The 22187-nt window shown below is 37.6% G+C and carries 18 protein-coding genes and 1 tRNA gene; 12 read left to right on the forward strand and 7 right to left on the reverse strand.

Annotation, left to right across the window (positions count from 1 at the left end; genetic code table 11):
* Positions 1-39: 39 nt before the first annotated feature.
* From J576_RS01285 to epmB, 3 genes are read right to left on the reverse strand one after another with little or no spacing between them, the layout of a single operon-like run.
* A complete protein-coding gene (locus J576_RS01285) occupies positions 40-2148 on the reverse strand; it encodes an EAL domain-containing protein (protein WP_002052928.1) in 2109 nt (702 codons plus the stop codon).
* Positions 2145-3890 (reverse strand): cyclic-di-GMP receptor FimW-related protein, encoded by a 1746-nt coding sequence (locus J576_RS01290; protein WP_004707685.1) that lies wholly within the window; start codon positions 3888-3890, stop codon positions 2145-2147. The genes J576_RS01285 and J576_RS01290 overlap by 4 nt, the downstream gene beginning before the upstream one ends.
* Before the next feature lie 15 nt (positions 3891-3905).
* Complete coding sequence (epmB, locus tag J576_RS01295) at positions 3906-4922, reverse strand: EF-P beta-lysylation protein EpmB (RefSeq protein ID WP_002052728.1); 1017 nt, start codon at positions 4920-4922, stop codon at positions 3906-3908.
* Positions 4923-4995: 73 nt separating this feature from the next.
* Between epmB and efp the strand changes: the two genes are divergently transcribed.
* The 5 genes from efp (at position 4996) to J576_RS01320 (ending at position 10554) form a co-directional block, all read left to right on the forward strand.
* Complete coding sequence (efp, locus tag J576_RS01300; RefSeq protein ID WP_002052936.1) at positions 4996-5565, forward strand: elongation factor P; 570 nt, start codon at positions 4996-4998, stop codon at positions 5563-5565.
* A gap of 164 nt (positions 5566-5729) precedes the next feature.
* Positions 5730-7826, forward strand: coding sequence for a carbon starvation CstA family protein (locus J576_RS01305; protein ID WP_016804680.1), 2097 nt, complete (start codon positions 5730-5732; stop codon positions 7824-7826).
* A 2-nt stretch (positions 7827-7828) separates the two neighbouring features.
* On the forward strand, positions 7829-8131 hold the full coding sequence (locus tag J576_RS01310) for a YbdD/YjiX family protein (RefSeq protein WP_002052430.1): 303 nt from the start codon (positions 7829-7831) through the stop codon (positions 8129-8131).
* A gap of 167 nt (positions 8132-8298) precedes the next feature.
* Positions 8299-8375 (forward strand) — tRNA-Val (locus J576_RS01315).
* A gap of 298 nt (positions 8376-8673) precedes the next feature.
* Positions 8674-10554: a potassium transporter Kup gene (locus J576_RS01320; protein ID WP_002052660.1), complete on the forward strand. Its 1881-nt coding sequence runs from the start codon at positions 8674-8676 to the stop codon at positions 10552-10554.
* A 140-nt stretch (positions 10555-10694) separates the two neighbouring features.
* Here J576_RS01320 and J576_RS01325 read toward each other — a convergent pair whose 3' ends face one another.
* Positions 10695-11570, reverse strand: coding sequence for a zinc ribbon domain-containing protein (locus J576_RS01325; RefSeq protein ID WP_002052791.1), 876 nt, complete (start codon positions 11568-11570; stop codon positions 10695-10697).
* Positions 11571-12378: 808 nt separating this feature from the next.
* Here J576_RS01325 and J576_RS01335 point away from each other — a divergent pair.
* Positions 12379-12933, forward strand: coding sequence for a TetR/AcrR family transcriptional regulator (locus J576_RS01335; RefSeq protein ID WP_002052712.1), 555 nt, complete (start codon positions 12379-12381; stop codon positions 12931-12933).
* A gap of 106 nt (positions 12934-13039) precedes the next feature.
* Here J576_RS01335 and J576_RS01340 read toward each other — a convergent pair whose 3' ends face one another.
* Positions 13040-14008, reverse strand: a complete 969-nt coding sequence (locus tag J576_RS01340; RefSeq protein WP_002052719.1) for a threo-3-hydroxy-L-aspartate ammonia-lyase — start codon at positions 14006-14008, stop codon at positions 13040-13042.
* Positions 14009-14263: 255 nt separating this feature from the next.
* On the opposite strand from J576_RS01340, the gene J576_RS01345 reads away from it, so the two are divergent.
* Both J576_RS01345 and J576_RS20575 read left to right on the forward strand, forming a co-directional pair.
* Complete coding sequence (locus J576_RS01345; RefSeq protein ID WP_002052706.1) at positions 14264-14887, forward strand: helix-turn-helix transcriptional regulator; 624 nt, start codon at positions 14264-14266, stop codon at positions 14885-14887.
* Between the two features lie 111 nt (positions 14888-14998).
* Positions 14999-15235 (forward strand): hypothetical protein, encoded by a 237-nt coding sequence (locus tag J576_RS20575; RefSeq protein ID WP_079377406.1) that lies wholly within the window; start codon positions 14999-15001, stop codon positions 15233-15235.
* Between the two features lie 35 nt (positions 15236-15270).
* Here the strand turns inward: J576_RS20575 and J576_RS01350 are convergent, their stop codons facing one another.
* Complete coding sequence (locus J576_RS01350) at positions 15271-15957, reverse strand: pirin family protein (protein ID WP_002052612.1); 687 nt, start codon at positions 15955-15957, stop codon at positions 15271-15273.
* A gap of 186 nt (positions 15958-16143) precedes the next feature.
* Positions 16144-17400, reverse strand: a complete 1257-nt coding sequence (locus J576_RS01355; RefSeq protein WP_002052477.1) for a L,D-transpeptidase family protein — start codon at positions 17398-17400, stop codon at positions 16144-16146.
* A 305-nt stretch (positions 17401-17705) separates the two neighbouring features.
* Between J576_RS01355 and hemE the strand changes: the two genes are divergently transcribed.
* The 4 genes from hemE to J576_RS01375 all read left to right on the forward strand — a co-directional run bounded on the left by hemE (position 17706) and on the right by J576_RS01375 (position 22148).
* A complete protein-coding gene (gene hemE / locus J576_RS01360; RefSeq protein ID WP_002052969.1) occupies positions 17706-18779 on the forward strand; it encodes a uroporphyrinogen decarboxylase in 1074 nt (357 codons plus the stop codon).
* A 6-nt stretch (positions 18780-18785) separates the two neighbouring features.
* Entirely contained in the window at positions 18786-19580 is a 795-nt protein-coding gene (locus J576_RS01365; protein ID WP_002052947.1) for a DUF817 family protein, read from the forward strand.
* A gap of 143 nt (positions 19581-19723) precedes the next feature.
* Entirely contained in the window at positions 19724-20194 is a 471-nt protein-coding gene (locus J576_RS01370; protein ID WP_002052590.1) for a DUF3015 family protein, read from the forward strand.
* Positions 20195-20264: 70 nt separating this feature from the next.
* The gene (locus J576_RS01375) at positions 20265-22148 is read left to right on the forward strand and encodes an Lnb N-terminal periplasmic domain-containing protein (protein ID WP_457758490.1); all 1884 of its coding nucleotides are present in this window, start codon (positions 20265-20267) and stop codon (positions 22146-22148) included.
* Positions 22149-22187: the final 39 nt, after the last annotated feature.

Below are 22187 nucleotides of genomic sequence, written 5' to 3' on the forward strand. Positions count from 1 at the left end.
GGGCTTATGCCCGTTTTTTGTTTTTAGCGTCCAAGACCATTACTGGTCTTGCACATCTGTTAAACGATCAAGCTTCTTCTGAAAATAATCACCTTGTAAGAAACGTGTTTCCACATTCCATGCATTGGCAAACAGGTTCATGTCATTTAAGTTAGCTAATAAAATTCCAATTGGTTTTACAGTCAAATAGTTCAATACTTTTTCTTGCAAGCTATTGAGTCCTTGGTCTGAGCTTAATAGATCAGTTTTGCTAGACTGCAGTTTTACAAGCTGGATATCAAGCTGCTGTAAAATTGAATCGCTATATATAGAAGAAGCAAAGTCTCGGATTGAAACTTCTGCACCATGTTGACGTAAACGACCAATCAGCGGTTGAACTGTTGGAAGGTAGTGCTGAAGAGCTTGTTCCGAAAATTGCAAAATCAAAGGACATTCAAGTTTACTACCAATGATAGTAAGCAGTTTGGAAATCAGCTCAGGGAAGGTTTTATCTTTCAGCAAAATATCAATATTAAGGTTAATAATGAGCCTTGCTTTAGGATACTGAGCAATGAAATTATGAAGCTGTTTACAGGCTTCTACTAATATCCAGCGATCTAGTTGAATTGATAGTTCAGCATCTTCTTTTAATTCAGCTAAGTCATTTAAATCATGCCATTGTTCGTCTGCAATAAAGCCACTCGTTACTTCATAGTTATGAGTTTCTTCATCATGTTTATCGTAAATTTGCTGATACTTAAGATGTATCTCACCTTTAGCTAATTTTTGTTTCAACTGCTGTAGCAAAGAAGACTGCGAAGTCACCTCAAAGTGCTCAATCGTTAAATCAAGAGGAACAGCTTCAATGCTCGGCGAAACTGGTTTTTCTACAATAGGCGTTATTTCAAGCTGAGGGGTAACTTGAGGTAGGTTCTGCTTTTCAGCTTCATTAAGTAATGAGCTAAATGTAGTTTCAGTTAATGGTTGGTTAAGCGGAGCATAGCCAAGTTTTAACTGTACCGAAAAGTTTTGCTCATTCACTTTTAACAAGTGTTCTTTTTGCAAAGTTTGTAAACTCGTCAACTGAGAATTTAAAACCGTACTATTTTCAGCTTGTAAAATCCCGACATAACTGCCCAAGTCGACTTGGAAAATCGGCATCTGAGCATGGTCTTTTAAAAAACCATGTAGCTGATTGAAATAAAGTCCTAAAGTTTGCCAACCTTGTTGAAAAAGTCGTTCTGGACACTGTGCAAGTCTAAATAGAACTAGAGCATTTGCTTGGGCAGGGTGGGTCGATAAATGACGATTAATCTGTGGCCAAGCTGCACTTAATCCAGTCGTTTTCTCTGTTAGTGCTGTATTTGCTGGTGTTTTTAAATCAACTTGATAGTCGATGGTCAGTTGTACAGCATCTTCTTCTTGGCTCGGAATAAATTCCAGTTTTAAAGCATTATTACCAGAAATAGCTTGATGCTGACTTTGAATTTCGAAACGTGCTTGATCAAACTGGCCTAAAGAAATCTTCTTAAAACGTTGTTTAAAAATATTTAAATCGTTAGGTTGTAAGACATCTAAAATCGGCAAACCAATAATATCTTCTTCTTGCTGGAAACCAAAAAGATTCAAATATTCGGTATTTGCCTTAATATGTATACCTTCTTGAAAAATAGCGACCGCTTTATGGCTGCTATCGACCAGTGTTTGCGTATGTGTATGAATGGTATCAAGCTCAGCCAAAAGGCGCTGTTCTTTCTGTAAAAGTCGGCTATATGACAGCGCTCGAACAAGCGTAATATAGAAATAGTCCAAAGGTTCTAATGGAACTACATCATAAATGCCTTTTTGAATATAGTTTTGATATTGCGATGATTGGTAGTCATCTGGTTGTAAAAGTAAAATTGGAAGTTGCGGCTGTTCTGAGGCTTGAACAAGGGAGAGAGTTTGTTCAATTTTCAGATCGTACGCACGACCAAAAATAATGACATCCCACGATGTATTTAACTGCTTTTCAAAACTTTTTAAATCATCAAGTAATAAGGCATTAACTTGATAATCATTCCCCGATAATAAAGTTAAAATTTGGTTATAACGTAACTGGTTATCATCAATAATGAGTAAACGTATTTCAGTACGTTTTAACTTTTTAGATAGTAAAGAGTTTCTCACTTTAATGCTTCCCATAAATCTTGGTTATTCGCGTTACTATTCTTTTTCAGCATGAACTGATCAAGCAGATGTTGTTGCTGCTCATTCAAAAGTTCAAATTGAAATTGAATAAAACTTTGAGTAATGAGTTGTGCTTTGAGTAGATACACTTTGATTTCTTCTGTCCCCAATCGTAAATGAATTGTTTGTTGCTCTCTAAAAATTTGAGACCCCGGTAAAATAAGTGTGTTTTGTATTTCTTCTAGGTTTTGAGTTTGTAGTAATAGTGCAGGGTGGTAATTACGAGTATGGCGCTCTGCCTGAATATGTACGGCACAAGGGAACATGGCTTGCGAAAGAATTTCTAAACCCAGCTCCAGACTTTTTTCAGTCGATTGTTTAATCCAGCGAATCACACCGCCACGCCACTGACCATGCAGCGTTTCTTTGACTAAAATATATTCGCCAGTTCTTAAGTTTTTAGGGGCTTCACCAGACCATTTAATACGATAGCCATTAACACTAATATCAAGCACTGTAGTTTGGTAAATCGTCTTGCTCTCACGACTCAAGCGTTGATACGAGCTGGTCTGTTGCTCTTTTTTTTCTAAGTTTGATAAAACTTTTGATTCACTTTGTAGATTATAGTTATTGTTAAGCTGTAGCGTTTCTTCAAAGTTTTTTGCTTTGGATAAATAAAAATGAGCAGTACTTAAGCCAAAACAGATTTGCAGTGCAGCATTGTATTCATAACGTTCATGACGGCGCTGTGCTGTGGTACCCAAAATGGTTTGAACGTGGAATTTTAGTGCTGGACTCAAATAAATCTTTTCATTTTTAGACATGTATTGAGCATTTTTATGCATGGTAGCAGTCACATGCTCAAGCAAGGCTTGTGTACTAATGAAAATGCTTGGGTTGAAATTTGAGCTTTGCTTTTTGTTATATACAGGCGGATGGTCTTTAGTCGGATCGACTACATATTTAGTTAAAGCAGAGTCTTTAGGCAAGATTTGAATCATGCGTGCCCAGTCAAAACTACATTGAAACAAAGCCTGAATTTCTGATTGACGAATCTGATTGGTATTAAAAATATCTAATAAAATCAGCTGTGCATATGCCTGTGTAATATTTGCTAAAGGGTGCTGTACACCTTGAATATGATTAATATTGGTTAAATGATATTTATACTGAACAGCTGTTTCATAAAGTTGATGTGCAATTAACCATTGGCCTTTTACAGGTTCGCTGTAGAGCATATGCTGTTGGTATAAAAGGTTGGTGAGTTGCTGCAATGCATGGAATGTCGCCAAAATACGCGCAGTTTGTAAGTTTTTCTTTTGTTTAAAAGAAAATAAAGAGAATTTTTGTCTTTGTAGCTGCTCGTGGCTGGTCTGTGCAATATTTAAATAAATGCTGGCAAAATAACAACGCAGCAGCATTGCCAGCTCAATAATATGCTCGTTACGGTCGGTACTAATCACCCCTTGGTTAAAGAAGTTTTTTTCTAAGCTTGCCAAAACATTATTAATAGTTGGGTGAAGCGTTTGAATTAAGTCAAAGCGGAGCGTTTCACTGCAATTTAATTCATTTAACTCCAAAATTGCGGTAAATAGCGCTTTTGAAGTATCACCCAATTGCATAATAGAAAGGGTAGTGACCCATTCATTAAGATCTTTAATGTTGGCTTCACAAAAGCTTAACCGTTCACGGGTACGTGAGGTTTGATTGTGAAAAATGTCCGAAAGTGCATTATTCATCATCACTTATTATATAACTCAAAAAGTTGTAGCCCCAAAAAGCGGTGTTTTATTCTTTTCGCCCGCAATTTCCCTGACGAGTTTAGGAACCAGATATCCAGGTAGGCTCGCTAACACGTCTTGATATATCGCATCTATTTCAGATGGCATTAAATCAAAATGTTGTGCGCCTTTTACTTTATCTAATACGTGTAAGTAATATGGCATAACGCGAGCTTCAAATAGACGATAACTTAAATCAGTTAAAGTTTGAGCAGAATCATTGACACCTTTTAGCAATACAGCCTGATTTAGTACAGTAATGTGGTGCGAAGATAACTCCATCAACTTTGAACAAGTAAAGTCATCGAGTTCAGAAGCATGGTTTGAGTGTACCACCAGAATAATACGCAGCCTACTGTTTTTTAATAAAGAAATAAGCTCTTCGTCGATTCGATTTGGAATGACAATTGGAACTCGTGAATGAATTCGCAAAATCTTAACTTGTTTGAGAGATGATAAGCGTTCTAGCCAAAGTGCAAGCTTACGATTAGAAAGTGTAAGGGGGTCACCTCCACTTAAAATCACTTCATTAATATCGGGATTAGCTTCGATATAATTTTTAATATTGAGCCAATCATCATTTTTTGGCAGATTTTCCTGATAGGGGAAGTGACGACGGAAACAGTAACGACAATGCACAGCACATGCGCCTGTTAAGGTCAGTAAAAAACGAGATTTATATTTATGTAAAACACCTGGTAACTGGTTGGCTGCTTCTTCACCTAAAGGGTCGGTTACAAACTCAGGATGCTCTTCAAGCTCTAAATGATGAGGTAATACTTGTAGTAAAAGCGGGTCAAGCGGGTTTTTAGCGTTCATTTTTCCGACGAACGCACGAGGAACACGCAATTTAAACTTTTCAGAAGCCAGAATCGCACCTGATAATAGCTGATCTGAGGATAACTCGAGTAGGCTTAGCAGTTCAGAAGGATCAGTAATAAGGTCACTGAGTTGTGATTGCCAGTTTTGCTCTTGGTATAAATAGTTTATCATTTGACACGATTAAGATAATGCAACAACGCATTATATCGCATAGTTGACTTGTTAAGTTTGGAGTGTGCCTTTCATGGCCTATTATTCTACAAATGATTTCAAAGCTGGCCTTAAGGTTATGCTTGATGGTAACCCATGTTCTATCATGGAAAACGAATATGTAAAACCAGGTAAAGGTCAAGCGTTCAACCGTGTAAAATTACGTAACCTTAAAACTGGCAAAGTATTAGAAAAAACTTTCAAATCAGGTGACTCTTTAGAAGCGGCTGACATCGTTGAAGTTGAAATGGATTACTTATACAACGATGGTGAAATGTGGAACTTCATGGATCCTGTAACTTTTGAGCAAATCGCTGCAGACAAAACTGCAATGGGCGATGCTGCTAAATGGTTAAAAGACGATTCAAATGAAAAATGTACAATTATGTTGTTCAACGGTGTACCTTTAACTGTAAACCCACCGAACTTCGTTGTATTAAAAATCGTTGAAACTGATCCGGGCGTACGTGGTGATACATCTGGCGGTGGCGGTAAACCAGCTAAGCTTGAAACAGGTGCGGTTGTTCGTGTTCCGTTATTTGTTCAGCAAGAAGAAAGCGTTCGTGTAGATACTCGTACGGGTGAGTATTTAGAGCGTGCATAATAGTTAAAAAATAAACTATTATCGAAGGGATGATGTAAATCATCCCTTTTTTTATGCGAAAGTATAAGAGGAAAAAAGAAAAAGGAGGAGTAGAGTCACAGGGATTAAGAGAAACAGTACATAACAATATAAAAATGCTGTAGTTATTTATTGAGAGGTTAAGAATGGACACAATGCAAGCGAAATCTACGCTTCCCTCCAAGCTGGTCTGGAGCCTAGTGGCAATTATAGGTGCAATTTCTTTTGGGATGCTGGCACTCAGTCGTGGTGAACATGTTAACGCGGTTTGGCTTGTACTGGCTGCAGCATGTGTATATAGCATCGCATATCGATTTTATAGTCTATTTATTGCAACTAAAGTATTTGAATTAAACCCAAGACGTTTAACCCCAGCACATCGTTTAGCCGATGGTCTGGATTATGTACCCACTAATAAATATGTGCTTTTCGGTCATCACTTTGCTGCAATTGCAGGGGCAGGACCGTTAGTTGGACCAATTCTGGCTGCACAAATGGGCTTTTTACCAGGAACGATTTGGTTATTGGTCGGTGTTGTGTTGGCGGGGGCAGTACAAGACTTTTTAGTCTTATTTATCTCAACACGCCGTGATGGTCGTTCACTTGGTGAAATGGCAAAGCAGGAGCTTGGTTCTTTTGCTGGTATTGTCGTAATGCTCGGTGCGCTTGGGGTAATGATTATTATCCTTGCGGTACTGGCGTTGGTGGTTGTTAAAGCACTTGCACATAGTCCATGGGGTGTCTTTAGTATTGCAGCAACCATTCCAATTGCATTGTTCATGGGCGTTTATATGCGCTTTATCCGTCCGGGACGTATTGCAGAAGTTTCAATTATTGGCTTTGTTTTAATGATGCTGGCAATTGTCTATGGTGGACATGTTGCAGCAGACCCATACTGGGGTGAGTTCTTCACTTTAACGGGTACACAACTTACTTGGTGTCTCATCATTTATGGTTTTATCGCATCGGTATTGCCAGTTTGGTTGTTATTAGCACCGCGTGATTATTTATCTACCTTCCTCAAAATCGGGGTGATTCTTGGTTTGGCGGTGGGTATTATCATTGCATTACCTGAATTGAAAATGCCGGCTGTAACCCACTTCATTGATGGTACAGGTCCAGTTTTCTCAGGTAGCTTATTCCCATTCCTATTTATTACCATTGCCTGTGGTGCCATTTCTGGTTTCCATGCGCTTGTTTCTAGTGGTACAACACCAAAACTCGTCGATAACGAAGCTGACATGCGCATGATTGGCTATGGCGGTATGCTTATGGAGTCTTTTGTCGGGATCATGGCAATGATCTGTGCGACAGTGTTAGACCCAGGTGTGTACTTTGCGATTAATGCGCCAGCGGCAGTACTCGGTACAACTGTAGAAACTGCGGCAGAAGCTGTACGTAACTTAGGTTTTGTTGTTACCCCAGAAATGCTGACCGTGTTGGCTCAAGAAGTAGGTGAAAGCTCGATTCTTTCACGTACAGGTGGTGCACCTACCTTCGCTATTGGTATGGCTCATATCATTTCTGAAATTTTTAATAGCCGCCAAATGATGGCATTTTGGTATCACTTTGCCATTTTGTTTGAAGCATTGTTTATTTTAACTGCTGTCGATGCCGGTACTCGCGCTTGTCGTTTCATGGTGCAAGACACGGTAGGTATTGTTATTCCTGCGGTTAAAGCATCAGGTTCATTCTTTGGTAATTTGGTTGGTACAGCGGTTGCAGTTGGTGGATGGGGCTTCTTTGTCTATCAAGGTGTGATTGACCCACTTGGTGGTGTTAATTCATTATGGCCTTTATTTGGTGTTGGTAACCAAATGCTGGCTTCTATGGCACTTATTTTAGGTACAGTCATTCTGTTTAAAATGAAAAAAGAAAAATATGTATGGGTGACGATTATCCCAACAATTTTCTTATTCATTACCTGTATGACAGCAGGCTGGCAAAAGATTTTCCACGAAAACCCAAAAATTGGTTTCTTGGCGCAAGCGCATAAGTTCTCTGACGCGATTGCTCGTGGTGAAATTATTAAACCAGCCAAAACTATTGCTGAAATGCAAAACATTGTGATGTCGAATCAGATTAATGCTGCGCTTTGTGGCTTCTTTATGATTGTATCGATTGTCATGATTATTGCCTCAATTGGTATTGTTCGCCGTGCTTTAGCGAGTCCGAAACCGACTGTAAATGAAGCGCCTGCGGTATATGCCGATCCTGAAGTGGTTACCACTCGAGGAGAATAAAGATGAATTTTAAATTTGCAAAAAATGGAACTGTCATTATTGCGAAAATCATCAAAATGACAGTGCTCTCGCAAAAAGAGCTATTACTTTCTCCAAAGAACTGGTCGCGTATAGCAACCTTGTGGCAACGTTTACAGCAAAGCTTCCGACTGATGGTTGGCGTGCCGGACTATCAAACATATTTGGAGCATATGAAAGCCCATCATCCAGATTTAACACCTATGGATGCAAAGACTTTCTATCGACATTGTGTTGATGTGCGTTATCCATCGGCAGGTGGTACTTTGAAGAAATGCCCATGTTAAGTTAAGCTTGATATTTGGTTAAACAAAGACGGTATGTGGTTGAACCATGTACCGTTTTACTTTTTGGAAAATGAAAAAAGTTTGCTCAAAGTCTGCTCATTTGTATTTTTTTCAATGGCAAATCTCTTGTTTTGCTTTTGAAAAATGAATATGATGCTTTCCATTCTAGGTGTATAGCTCAGTTGGTTAGAGCGCTACGTTGACATCGTAGAGGTCTCCAGTTCGAGTCTGGATATACCTACCAAGATTCGCTGTTAAATCAGCAATTTAAAAAACCGCCTTAAATGGCGGTTTTTTATTTTCGGGGTATTTTCGGGGAATTAATTCACGCCTTAATGTGGATAAGTACGAAAATTAGTCAAGTTTAGAATTCAAATACTATGAGAGTAGACTAATTTTGTGTTTATAGTCCCCCTTATTATAGGAAGTAATATCTTATTGATTATTAATGCTCTTGATTTTTATATTTTGATCAATGATATTGGGTTATAGGTGTTAGTACTTCTATATAAGAATAATAATTTCATATCAAGGAGATATGGATGAGTTCACATGAGATTGGACGTCAAAAAATGTCAGCAATGACATTGGGTGCTTTAGGGGTAGTTTTTGGTGATATCGGTACTAGCCCACTTTACGCTTTTACCCAATGTTTTCATACATCACATAATGTTCCTATAAATGAAGCAAATGTTCTAGGCATTTTATCATTGATTTTTTGGGCACTGATGATCGTGGTGTCCTTGAAATTTAGTATGTTAATTATGCGTGCTGATAATCATGGTGAGGGCGGCATTTTAGCTTTATTAGCTCTTAACATGCACAATAAGCAAATTGGGCCTAAAGTGCGCTTTGGGTTAATTACAATTGGTTTATTTGGTGCTTCATTGTTTTTTGGTGATGGCATTATTACCCCAGCTATTTCAGTATTGTCAGCAGTAGAGGGATTGTCGGTAGCAACCCCTATTTTTACACCGTATGTAATACCAATTACGATTGTGATTCTAATTGGATTATTTATGATTCAGAAAAAGGGAACTGGATCAGTGGGCCGTTTTTTTGGACCTATCATGCTACTGTGGTTTTTCTCATTAGGTATTATTGGCCTATCTCACATTATCAAGAACCCTTTTATCTTGAATATGCTTAATCCGTATTGGGCTTTTCCTTTCATTGAAAATAACCCCGTGACTGCATTTGTAGTTATGGGAGCAGTTGTATTGACGATTACAGGTGGAGAGGCGTTATATGCGGATATGGGCCATTTTGGTCGTAAGCCAATTCAATTAGCTTGGTTTTTTGTTGCGTTACCATGCTTGGTATTAAACTATGCGGGACAAGGTGCATTAATTCTGCAAAACCCGCAGGCCATCGAGAATACTTTTTTCATGATGGTACCTAAAATAGCATTATATCCTATGATTGCTTTAGCAACTGCTGCGACAGTAATTGCCTCTCAGGCAGTTATTTCAGGTGTGTTTTCTATGGCACGTCAAGCTATCCAATTAGGTTATTTACCACGTTTTGCTATTGATCATACCTCTGAATCTGAAATTGGTCAGATTTATATACCAGCATTGAACTGGATGTTGCTTGGTATGATTATTGGTTTAGTGCTTATGTTTCAATCTAGCGCTAATCTAGCTTCGGCTTATGGTATTGCAGTAACTTTGACTATGTTTTGCGATACGATTTTAGTTGCTTTCATCATGTATCACTTATGGAAATGGCCTTCGTGGGTTATGTTGTTAATTGCGATACCTTTGCTAATTCCAGATCTCCTCTTTATTGCTTCAACTTCACTAAAAATTGTAGATGGCGGCTGGTTCCCATTAATGATGGGTGCGATCACTTTTATAATTATGACAACATGGCGCCGTGGACGTGAGTTACTACTGCGCAAGTTGCAAAGTGACACTATGCCATTAGATTTATTTATTAAGAGCTTGGAGTCTAGTGCTTATATGGTGGGTGGAACGGCTGTATTTATGACAAGTAGTCCAAAAGTTGTTCCTCATGCTTTATTACATAATTTAAAACATAACAAAATACTTCATGAACGTAATATTTTGATCACTATCAATACTCGTGACATTCCATATGTAGATGAATCAGAACGTATTGATGTCGAAGTATTAGATAAGCATTTTTTACGTGTTAGTGCTTATTATGGATTTAAAGAGCAGCCCAATGTACCTCAAGCATTAGAACAAGCTTTAACTAAGTTGAATCAACCATATAACATTATGGACACAAGCTTTTTTGTATCACGTGAACGTGTAATTCATAACGTAGGTGATGGTATTGTTTCATGGCGCGAAAAACTGTTCATTTCTATGCAACTTAATACGAGTCCTGCTAGTGATTTCTTCCAGATACCCGCTAACCGAGTGGTGGAAATGGGGAGTCAAGTAGAGATTTAGGGATGCCTTGATTGATTTTATATGCGCGGAAATAAGAGGCTTTTTAAAGGCTTAAATTTAGAAGATTTAAGCCTTTTTTTCATGATTCGAGAACTATTTTAGACGGTTACTCTAATTCAAGTTGATCATCTTCTTTTATATTATTCTATTTTTGAGATTTCATCTTTTCCTTCAGGTGGAATATAGCATTTCACCTTATGTGGAAGTTCTCCACCTAGATCATTTTTTGATTCATACAATACAGATACAACAATATTGCCATTACCTTGCGCTTTAAAAGTATCGATATTCCCATATTTGATTGATAAGGGATGCGTTTCATTAACTCTAATTAGTTGCTTACATCGGCTTATAGCTTCATCTACATCTACTGATTTTTGTGCCTGAGATAGTATCTGTTTATCCTCTTTTAATTCCTTTTCTGAAACATAAAAATGCTCGCCGTTTGCGCAATTAACATAAATAACAATTTCTTTTTTAGGTATGCTTCGCGTTGTAGAGATACCAGCTTCTTCAATTGAATCACAAGTATTTTCGCTATTAGCGACTTTCTGTACTGCTGCTTTTTCTACATTAGTAATTTTCTTAACCCATTTACTTCCCCATTCAGCATAAAGCTTAGGGAATTGATCTTTTGTATAGTCATTATATGCATATTCATTAATAGGTTTTGCTGAAGATATATTGCTTTTATCTCCGATTTTATTATTTGATTTTGTCTCTGAACCAATATTAGCGAAGAGCATTATTGGAATACCTAAGATGATAACCCATAGTAAAAGATTAAAAAGTTTAGTACGTATCTTTGAGTTTTGAGACGAAGATATTTCTTGTGAGCTGCTGGAAAGGTTGCTCTTATTACTTAACATATCAGGTAAAGGCGGAGGCGTTGTTCTTGATGCATTTGTTTTAAGAAATGGGTTTCTAAGATTTTCTATAGGAAAACCGCAGTGAGGACAACTTTTAGCTTGATCACTAATTTCTTTCTTACATTCTGGGCATGATATTAAAGCCATTTTTCCCCCTTTAATAAATTAAATATAAATTTGTTTTTGATATTTAATATTTAAAACTTAGGCATACTAGTTGATGAAATTCATAAATACTTAAACCTATATTACCTAAGAACTATATATAAAACACAAAAAAGATCAGATGCTGAAAGACAAAATCACATTTCAACCTTTTCATAACCCCACCTTTATAAACCCCACTTTAACAATCACTTAACTATTATTTATTCTTACTTTTTAATGATCTAAATTAAAGCAAATGTCATTTTGTGTGCTTGACTGCAAAAGGGTTGGGCACTATTCTTTGCCTGCTGGCCACATTGCCAGCCGGCTTTGACAGGCTGAATATTATCTCCCGCATCAGAGTTATTCCTTCTGAGGAATAGTCTTGTGTGGTGTGCCACTCGTCTCTTTCCCGTAGCGGTAGGACGGGAGAGGGACACCTACGGGTGTGCTAGTTTGAGATAATACTAGTCTGTCAACCTTCTTCCGTTCTGCCACCATAATTCTATAAATGTCTGGCAGAACTCCCTATAAAAAGGAGTTGGCTTTGTACATCCATTATTTCTTGGCAGCCGTTGCCAAAAGCTATAACGACACCACTTAAAAATTTAAAGCAGCTTGATGACCTATAGGGTTTTCAGGCTTTAAGTCATTACGGCTCAAAAAACTTGTATCAACAATAAAACTTGAGATGTGCCAAGCACAGTCTTTAGGGGCTTTGCTGTGCCTTTTTTTCTCCTAGAAAGGACACAGGCTTTTTTTATCTCATTTATATACAACAAAAATTTATTTTTATAACGGTAAAACTATGTCAAATTTTATTCTCCCAACACGTGCTTTAGAAGTTGTAAAAAAAGGAATAAATCTGTTCCATCACGGTGGGTTTCACATGGTCGGTGTCGACAAAATTGTGAAGGAAACCGAAGTGAATAAAATGACATTTTATAATTATTTTCACTCTAAAGAACGCTTCATCGAAATCTGTTTAATCGTACAAAAAGAACGCCTCCAAGACCAAGTGGTTGCACTGGTCGAGTATGACCATGACACAAGCACTATCGATAAACTCAAGAAGTTGTATGTTGTACATACCGACTTAGAAGGCCCGTACTACTTATTATTTAAGGCTATTTTTGAAACTAAAAATAGTTATCCAAAAGCTTATAAAACCGCGGTGAGATACAGAACATGGCTGACCAATGAAATTTATAGCCAGCTTAGATTACTTAAAACCGATGCTTCTTTTACCGATGCCAAACTCTTTTTATATATGATTGAGGGCGCCATTATTCAGCTTTTAAGTTCAGATAAGACAACTCAAAAAGAGAAGATGCTGGAATATTTTCTGCGAGGACTGATTTAACACTACATTTTATTTAAATTAAGACGAAATAAATCGAAAAGTTAATACAGATTGGATGTCTATCTATGAAGCTTTACCTAACATCATAGATAGACACCGACTTTTATTAAGCAGATAAAAACTCTACATATTTAGAAATATCAACGTTGCCACCACTAATAATGATGCCTATACGTTTGCCTTTTAACTCATGCTTTAAATTACGCGCAGCAGCAAAACCAAGACATCCTGTTGGTTCAACGACCATTTTCATTCTTTCAGCAAAAAACTTCATACAGCTAATGAGGTCTTCATCTGTGACTGTCAAAATATCATCAACTTTTTGTTGAATAATAGGGAATGTTAATTTGCCTAAATATTGCGTTTGAGCACCATCGGCAATGGTTTGTGGTGTATCAATATGAACAATTTCTCCCTTTCTAAAAGACATTTGCCCATCATTTCCTAAAGCAGGCTCAACGCCATATATTTTACAGTTCGGAGAAAGCTGGCGAGCAGAGAGGGCAGAACCTGCCAATAAACCGCCACCACCTAAACATACGAACAGGTAATCTAATTCGCCGACTTCTTCAAATAACTCTTTTGCAGCCGTTCCTTGACCCGCAATTACATGTGGATGGTCATAAGATGGAATGAGTGTCAGGCCATTTTTTTCGGCAATCTCTTTACCAATTTTTTCCCGATCTTCGGTATAACGGTCAAATTCAACAATATCGGCGTCGTACTCTCGGGTCGCTGCCATTTTTGCAGCAGGTGCATCTTTAGGCATGATGATTGTTGCTGGAATACCAAGAATTTTTGATGCGAGCGCAATCGCCTGTGCATGATTTCCCGAAGAGAAAGCGACCACGCCAGCTTTTTTCTGAGCTTCATTGAATTGTAAAAGCGCATTTATTGCACCACGAAATTTGAAAGCACCAACTCGCTGAAAATTCTCACATTTAAAGAATACTTCTGCTTTAAATTCATTATTAACAGTACGTGAAGTTAAAACAGGAGTCTTATTTGCAAAACCTTTTATACGTTCAGCAGCGGCTGCGACATCTTCATAAGTGGGAAGGGTTAAATTTTTCATAATTAAACCTAATTCTATTCAATGTTTTCGGATGCAAGATTTGGTATTGCTCAAGGAATACACAAGATAGTAGCCTTGTTTAGATAAAATATATATGTTTAGATAAAATGTCTAATTTTATTTTCTAATGTGATAACAATCAGATATAAGATTTTGATTTACATTAATTTTAAAATTAGATAAAAAGTCTAAATTACTATTACATGCTTCATTCTAAAGTTTGAAATAGTAAGTAAGTCATTTGGAGGAAATACCTTGGGAAATCGTGATAAACATTTGCTAACTCAACTAGATACCATTGCGAAGGGGTTAAGTGAAACGCTATTTCCTTTTTGTGAGGTCGTTGTCCATGACTTAACAAATCCTGAGCATGCCATACTCTCTATACATAACAATTTATCTGGTCGAAAAATTGGAGATCCGGCAACCGAGTTAGGGTTGGCTAGAATCATGTCTCCAGAGTTTCCAAACCTCATTTCAAACTATGCAAACCAGTTTGCTGATGGTCGGCCCGCCAAAAGTACGTCTATTGGGATTAAAGATGAAGAAGGCCAGTATGTAGCCGCTTTATGTATGAATATTGATTTAACCCTATTTAGGGGGATGCAAAGCGCTTTAGAGCAGTTTACTAAAATTGAAACTGACAACATTATTGAAAATTTAGAACCGAATGGTACAGAGGCAATTCGAAGATATATTGACCAATTTGCCTCAAAGCATGCTACGACACCGCGTATGTTAAAACTCAATGAGCGTAAACAATTAGTACATGAGTTAAAAAATAACGGTTTGTTAGATATTAAAAAGGCTGTCGAGACAGTGGCACAACATTTAGGTATATCAAGAGCCAGTGCCTATTTGTATGTAAAAGAAACTTAATAGATTGATCTTATCTATCAAAAAACAACTTGTTTATTCAACATAGCTCATTTAAATAAATGGATAGGGACACAACAAGTATCTCTATAGCCTAATCAAGGAGGTCGTTATTTGAAGTTATTTATTATTATATTTATAGCCATTTTTTCGAGTATTGGACTGATCTGTTTAATCGCGCTACTCAGAAATTTAAAAAGTTATTCACCATCGAGTGATCATGATTATTCATCTTCAACACATCATTTACACGATAATAGTTCTAGTCATCATCATAGCTCTAATTATTCAAATGATTGTTCATCGTCTTCAGACTCAGGGAGTTGCGATGGGGGCGGAGGAAGCGATTAAAAAAAGCCCTTTCATATAAAAGGGCTTTTAGCTATTTAAGGTAAATCAAACCAAATGAATTGGCTGTCTTCAAGTGCATGAATCACGGCGTTATCTTCAAACACTAAAGCATCACCCGCTTTAACTTCTTGATCACCAATACGAATTACACCTGAAATGACATGAACGTAATTTACGCGTTTTGATGTTTCAACAGGAAGTTCATTTCCTTTTTCCAATACAGCAGATTTGACCTCTGCGTTTTGGCGGATGTGCATTGGGGCATTTGCATCGGGACCTGCAATTAAATGCCATTTATTTGGATCTTTACGTGGGTCCAAACTAATTTGTTGGTAATTTGGCTCGGCTTCTTTTACGTCTGGAATAATCCAGATTTGTAATAGATGTACGGGTGTATCAGTGTTATTGATTTCACTGTGCGCCACACCTGTACCAGCGCTCATGAGTTGCCATTCACCAGCCTTAATTTGACCTTCATTTCCCATCGTATCACGATGTGAAATTGCACCATCGAGCACACAGGTTAAAATTTCCATGTTGTCATGAGAGTGCGTGCCGAAACCGTTATGGGCATCAATTCGGTCGTCATTAATCACGCGTAATGCACTAACACCCATATATTTCGGGTTATACCAGTTACCAAATGAAAAGCTATGATAAGACTCTAACCAACCCGCTTTAACATGACCACGATCTTCACTACGATGCAAAAAAGCATTCATGATTTGATCTCCTCAAATTATTATTGATCTCTTGAGGACTATGTTAAACCTGTAGAAACAAGCTAAAAATAGAGTAGATGCAACATATTGTTGCGTTTTTAATATGATGAAATGTCTATAAATATTCGTTTTAAATTTTAGATATAAAGAAAGCCTGCATAAAGCAGGCTTTCTTTTTTTTAAAGATTATTCTAAGAATTTAACAGTAACGCCAGAACGTACTTTATTACCTAAATCGTTAGCATCCCAGTTAGTTAAACGGATACAACCGTGTGATGCAGTTTTAGAAATTAAAGACGGGTTTGGTGTACCGTGAATACCGAATGATTTTTTACTTAAACCAATCCAGATGTTACCTACAGGAGCGTTAGGGCCTGGTGGTAAAGAAAGTGGTTTTAAGTTTTTACCTTGTACGAAGTTCGAAGGTGAATAGCTATACCAAGGGTTACGCGCAACACCAACTACCTTATAAGTACCGGTCGGAGATGGCGTATCAGTACTGCCAATTGTTGCAGGAAATGAGGCAATCATTTGATTGCGGCTATTAAACAGATACAACTGTTTAGCACCTTTATGCGCAATAATTAAATGAATGTCTTCTGGTAAGTCATTGCGTACGTTAGGAACAATAATTTTCTCACCAACTTTTTTGAAGGTTGCTTTCGGGTTTAGTTTCTTTAAGAAACCTTCATCAATATGGAACTTCTCGCCCAACATTTCACTCACGCGAGTGTAATACAAACCTTTCATTTTGGCTTGTAATGCATAGTCAGAAGGAATTGACTCAGCATACGGACCTTTGAGGTCTGCATCAGTAATGGTGTATTCAATAAATGCTGGTTTTGTTTGTTTTGCAACAAGCGCATCCCAAGTTTCTTTAGTAAGTTCACCAGTAGGTGATAAACCATTCATTTGCTGGAAAGATGCAATTGCTTTAAGCGTGTTTTTACCGCTCATGCCATCAATTGCACCCGGTGAAGCATGCGCATTGTTTAGCATGACATGGGCACGTGCATAAACTGGTAATTGACCTTTACCAATATTTTCGTACCACTCAGCATTGTTTAAGCCATCTAATGTCCATGAAACGGCTGGAGCAGAAGTAGCAGTCTTAGATGCTGTTGTTGTTTTAGCTGGCGCTGTTGGTTCTGAAGCAGCAATACCTGAATCGGCATTTGGATCTTCAGCTTTTTGTAAATTTTGTAATGTTGTAGACGCTCGATTTAAGTCATTTTGTTCTTGAGCTGTAATCTGTGTCTGGGCTTGAGCTTGAGTTTGGGCTTTAACAGTTGAAGCAGCATCTACAGCAAGTGGATCAATCGGATCTTCTACAGGAGCAGATACTTTTTTAGGAGTGACTGGTTGCTCAGTTGTTGACGCAGCCAAAGCAACATTAGCAATAATACAACTTAAACTCATAGCGAGTAATGAGCGAACAAACATGTAATTCAACCTTAAGAATTTTCATATAAGCAATAGGGTAAGGAGACTGATCCTAAAGTTTATAAAATCACCGATAACGCAATGTATGCGTATTTAAGTATTGGTGAATTTAATCATTAAAGGAAGATCAATAAACCCGATGTAACATGTTGCAAGTATTGCAGAAAACCGAGCTTCTTGCAGTAGACTTTTGTGTAAATATGCATTTTTTAGTAGATTGACAAGTTTTTTGTATGAAATTGAAATTATAAAAACATTCACCTTTTTGATATGATGCTGCCACATGAAAAAGATAGAGATCGGCAATGACGACACTTAAAAATGATCGTTTCTTACGTGCTTTATTACGTGAGCCTGTAGATACCACTCCAATATGGATGATGCGCCAAGCAGGACGTTATTTGCCTGAATATCGGGAAACACGCTCAAAAGCTGGTGACTTTCTATCTTTATGCAAAAATACAGAGTTTGCTTGTGAAGTAACTTTACAACCTTTGCGTCGCTACGATTTAGACGCAGCAATTTTATTTTCAGATATTTTAACGATTCCAGATGCGTTAGGACTAGGCCTTTATTTTGAAACAGGCGAAGGCCCTAAGTTTCATAAAACGGTTCGTACTGAACAAGATGTAGCAAACTTACCTAAGTTAAATGCTAAATCTGATCTTGATTATGTCATGAACGCAGTAAGCACAATTCGCTCTGCTTTAGGTGGACAAGTTCCACTCATTGGTTTTTCGGGTAGCCCTTGGACACTGGCGACTTATATGGTTGAAGGTGGTTCAAGCAAAGAGTTCCGTTTTACCAAGCAAATGATGTATGCCCAGCCGGAAGTTTTGCATGCGTTGCTTGATCATTTAGCAGATTCAGTCATTGATTATCTAAATGCGCAAATTGATGCAGGCGCTCAGGCCATTCAAATCTTTGATAGTTGGGGTGGGGCTTTAGCACATCGAGAATATGTAGAATTCTCACTGAACTATATGAAAAAGATTATTGCAGGTCTGCAACGTGAAAAAGATGGACGCCGTATTCCTGTCATCGTATTCACTAAAGGTGGTGGTCAGTGGCTAGAGCCAATGATTACAACAGGTGCAGATGCATTAGGTTTAGACTGGACCACACCATTAAATACAGCTCGTACAACTGTAGCAGGCCGTGTTGCTTTACAAGGAAACCTTGATCCGGCTGTTTTATATGGTTCAGCGGCTTCAATTGAAAAAGCAGTGAAAGCCATGCTAGATGATGCTTATGCAAATGGTGAGAAGACAGGCTATGTTGCAAACTTAGGCCATGGCATTACCCAATGGGTAGATCCAGCCCAGCCAAAAATCTTTGTAGATACAGTACATGAGTATAGTGCTAAATATCTAGGATAGTTTTTTGTGCAATATCTCTCTTTAACCTTTCAATTTATTGGCAAGGCTGTTTCGGCAGCCTTGTTTGGTATTTTGCTTTTAATTGCTTTTGCTTTAACCGCGCCGATGGGAAGCCATGAATATATGGGTTTTTATCGTTATGATTATTTACTCATCTATGCGCTCATTATTCAGATTTGCCTGTTGTATTTAAAGCTTGAGTCTTGGCAAGAAGCCAAGGTCATTGCTTTATTTCATATCATGGCAATGGTCATGGAAATCTTTTTGACACACCCTGGCATTGCTTCATGGCAATATCCGCAGCCTGCTGTGTTTAAAATTATTACTGTGCCTTTATTTGCAGGCTTTATGTACTCGGCTGTAGGTAGCTTTTTTGCTCGCTCAATCCGTTTATTTCAAGTTTCTTTTGAAAAACTTCCAAGTTTTGGAAGTATGCTTTTTCTCGCATTTTTCTCATATATTAATTTTATGAGTAAATTTTTTATACCAGATATTCGCTATATTTTATTTGCTTTTAGTGTTTATATTTTCTGGAAAACTACACTTTATTTTCAAATAAATGAACGTAAGTTTAAAACTCCAATGCTCCCTGTGTTGGTGACACTCGCATTCATAATTTGGGTTGCTGAAAATATTAGTACATTTTATAAAATTTGGGTTTATCCAAGTCAGATCAATGCTTGGCATATGGTGGGATGGGGTAAACTTGGTTCATGGTATTTATTATTACTACTAAGTTTAGTATTAGTTCTTAAAATATTAGGTCATCGAGATAATCAAGGTAATTGGAATTTAAAATAAAAATTTCCTTTTTACTTTTTATCATATTATTTAATTTTTAATTGCTAAATGACAAGCATATCGCTATCTTTGAAGGGTGTAACAATAGTTACACATAACAATACATAAGAAACAATCAATAATGATTTTGGAGATATACATCTATGTTAAAAAAATTAGCTTTAGCTGCTTTGTTAGCAGCTGGTTCAAGTGTTACTATGGCTGATAACGATGTAGGTTGTGGTGTGGGTACGCAAGTATGGGCTGGCCAAAAAGGAGTGGTGCCTAAAATTCTTGCTGCAACAACAAACGGTATTTTTACTAACCAATTATTAGGTATTACTTTCGGTACTTTAGGTTGCCGTCAAGGCGGAACAGTAACAGCTCAAGTTGTTACCTTCACAAATGAAAATGCAGAAGCTTTAGCGCGTGATATGGCTGTAGGCCAAGGTGAAAGCCTGAACGTACTTGCTGAGTTAATGCAAATTAAACCACAAGACAAAGACCGTTTCTTCAAAGTTTCAAAAGCAAACTTCGGTGAAATCTATTCAACAAACAACCAAAACACACTTCAAGTATTAGCATCATTACAAAACGTAATGGCTAAAGACGAAGTTTTAAAAGCTTACGTATAAGTTTGAAATTGAAAACCCTGCCATTTGGCAGGGTTTTTCTTATATTTAATGATAAAAATTGATGAGCTTAATGAAATCGGTTGCTTTAATTTTTGCCTCATTGGCAGTTAATATTGCGTATTCAGCAGAAATAAATCCATCTATTCAAAACTATTGGTCTATTGCAGAACAAAAAAAATTAGATCAAGACATTACATGGCAACGGCTCATGTATGCCAATAAAAACCAGAAGAGTGAAGTAAGTTATTCAGGTTATTTTATTGCTGCAAATGGGAAAAATAATTTAAAAGAAGAACAGAAAGCTGATATCGCTGCATTATTTACACCAGCCCCAGACAACCAGTCAATACGTTGTAAATTTCCGGCACGTAGTCAGTGGCTTATAAAGCAATTAGGCATTCAGGAAAATGAATTGCCGCAAGTAAAATGTTCAGAGTTTGAAAACTGGATTGGCCAGATTAAGCCTTATAAAGCGACTTTAATTTATGCGACTGACTTTATGGGCAATCCAAGCTCAATGTTTGGACATACCTTATTGCGTTTAGACCCTAAAGATCAAAAGCAGTTAAACCTCGTTTCTTACGCTGTAAATTATGCGGCCACTGTCGCAGGCAATGACAACTGGTCATATGCTTGGAAAGGCTTAACAGGGCAGTATCCGGGTGAATATTCACTTATGCCTTATTATCGTAAGGTAAAAGAGTATGGTGATTTTGAAAGCCGTGATTTATGGGAATATGAGTTAAATCTATCTCCTGAAGAAACACGTTTTTTGGTGAGCCATATTTGGGAAATGCAACATGTGAGCTTTCCTTATTACTTTGTAAGTGACAACTGTGCCTATCGGTTACTGGGCTTAGTCGATTTAGTTAAACCTGAGTCTCATCTACAAGAAAAGTTTAATTATGCTTCCATTCCAATGGAAACCATTAAAGCGATGCAACAGCAAGGACTCACCAAAGCTCCTGTTTATCGACCCGCTTTAGAAACTCAATTATTGGCCCAAGCTCATCAACATGGTGCGTCTTTAGCAAAAGTTGCTCATCAAGTAGCAATGAAGCCAATTCAACAGTCTACAGAAACACTTAAATCATTTAGCCCATCAGATCAGGCCAAAATCCTTGAGATGGCTTACGATGATTTATATCTACAATTTATTGGTCGCAAAGTTGAAGAAAGCTTTGCCCAGCCACAGCTTAGACAGCTTTTAGCACTACGAAGTCAGATTGATTTAGATAAACAGCGCCAAGAACCTAAACGACCTTCTACCGAGCCAACACAAGGCCATAATGCACGTAATGTTTCGCTAAAACTGGGCGAAGTGCAAGGTGACAAGTTTATCGAGATAGGTCATAGACAGGCTTATCATGACTTAATAGATCCTCAAGGCGGATACCGTGCCGGTACTCAATTATTATTTTTAAATGGTAATGCGCAGTGGCGTAACGATCATCTAAAACTTGAGCATCTTGATCTGTTAGAGGTGAACTCCTATAACCCGATTCAACCATTTAAAACACCGCTGACTTGGGGATTTAACTTAGGTTGGCGTCAGGAAGCGGTTCATGACGGTGTTTATAGTGATGAAAAGCAGCATGGCGTCGCGAGTTTTAATGCTCAGGTTGGTTACAGTCTTGCAGATTATGAGCGCAAACATATTTGCTATGGGCAGGTACAAACTTACGTCCAAGCGGGTTCAAATTTAGATAAAGGTTGGCGTGTAGGAGTAGGGCCGACATTAGGGTGTATGAATCAGTGGTTTGAAAAGTTTAACTCAGTGGTGCAAGTGGAGTTGCCATATTGGGAAGACAAAAACCAATGGAACTTACGTTTAAATACACAGTGGCAATATGTCATTAATAGCAATAATGCTATTCGGCTTAATTGGGATTATGAAAAACAGAATCATCTGGACTGGATGAAATCAAGTCTTGGATATGTTTGGTTCTTTTAAATCATATATTCATAAAAAAGAGAGAAATAGATGAAGACT

The organism is Acinetobacter sp. 766875, from assembly GCF_000582055.1.
Lineage (GTDB): Bacteria > Pseudomonadota > Gammaproteobacteria > Pseudomonadales > Moraxellaceae > Acinetobacter > Acinetobacter nosocomialis.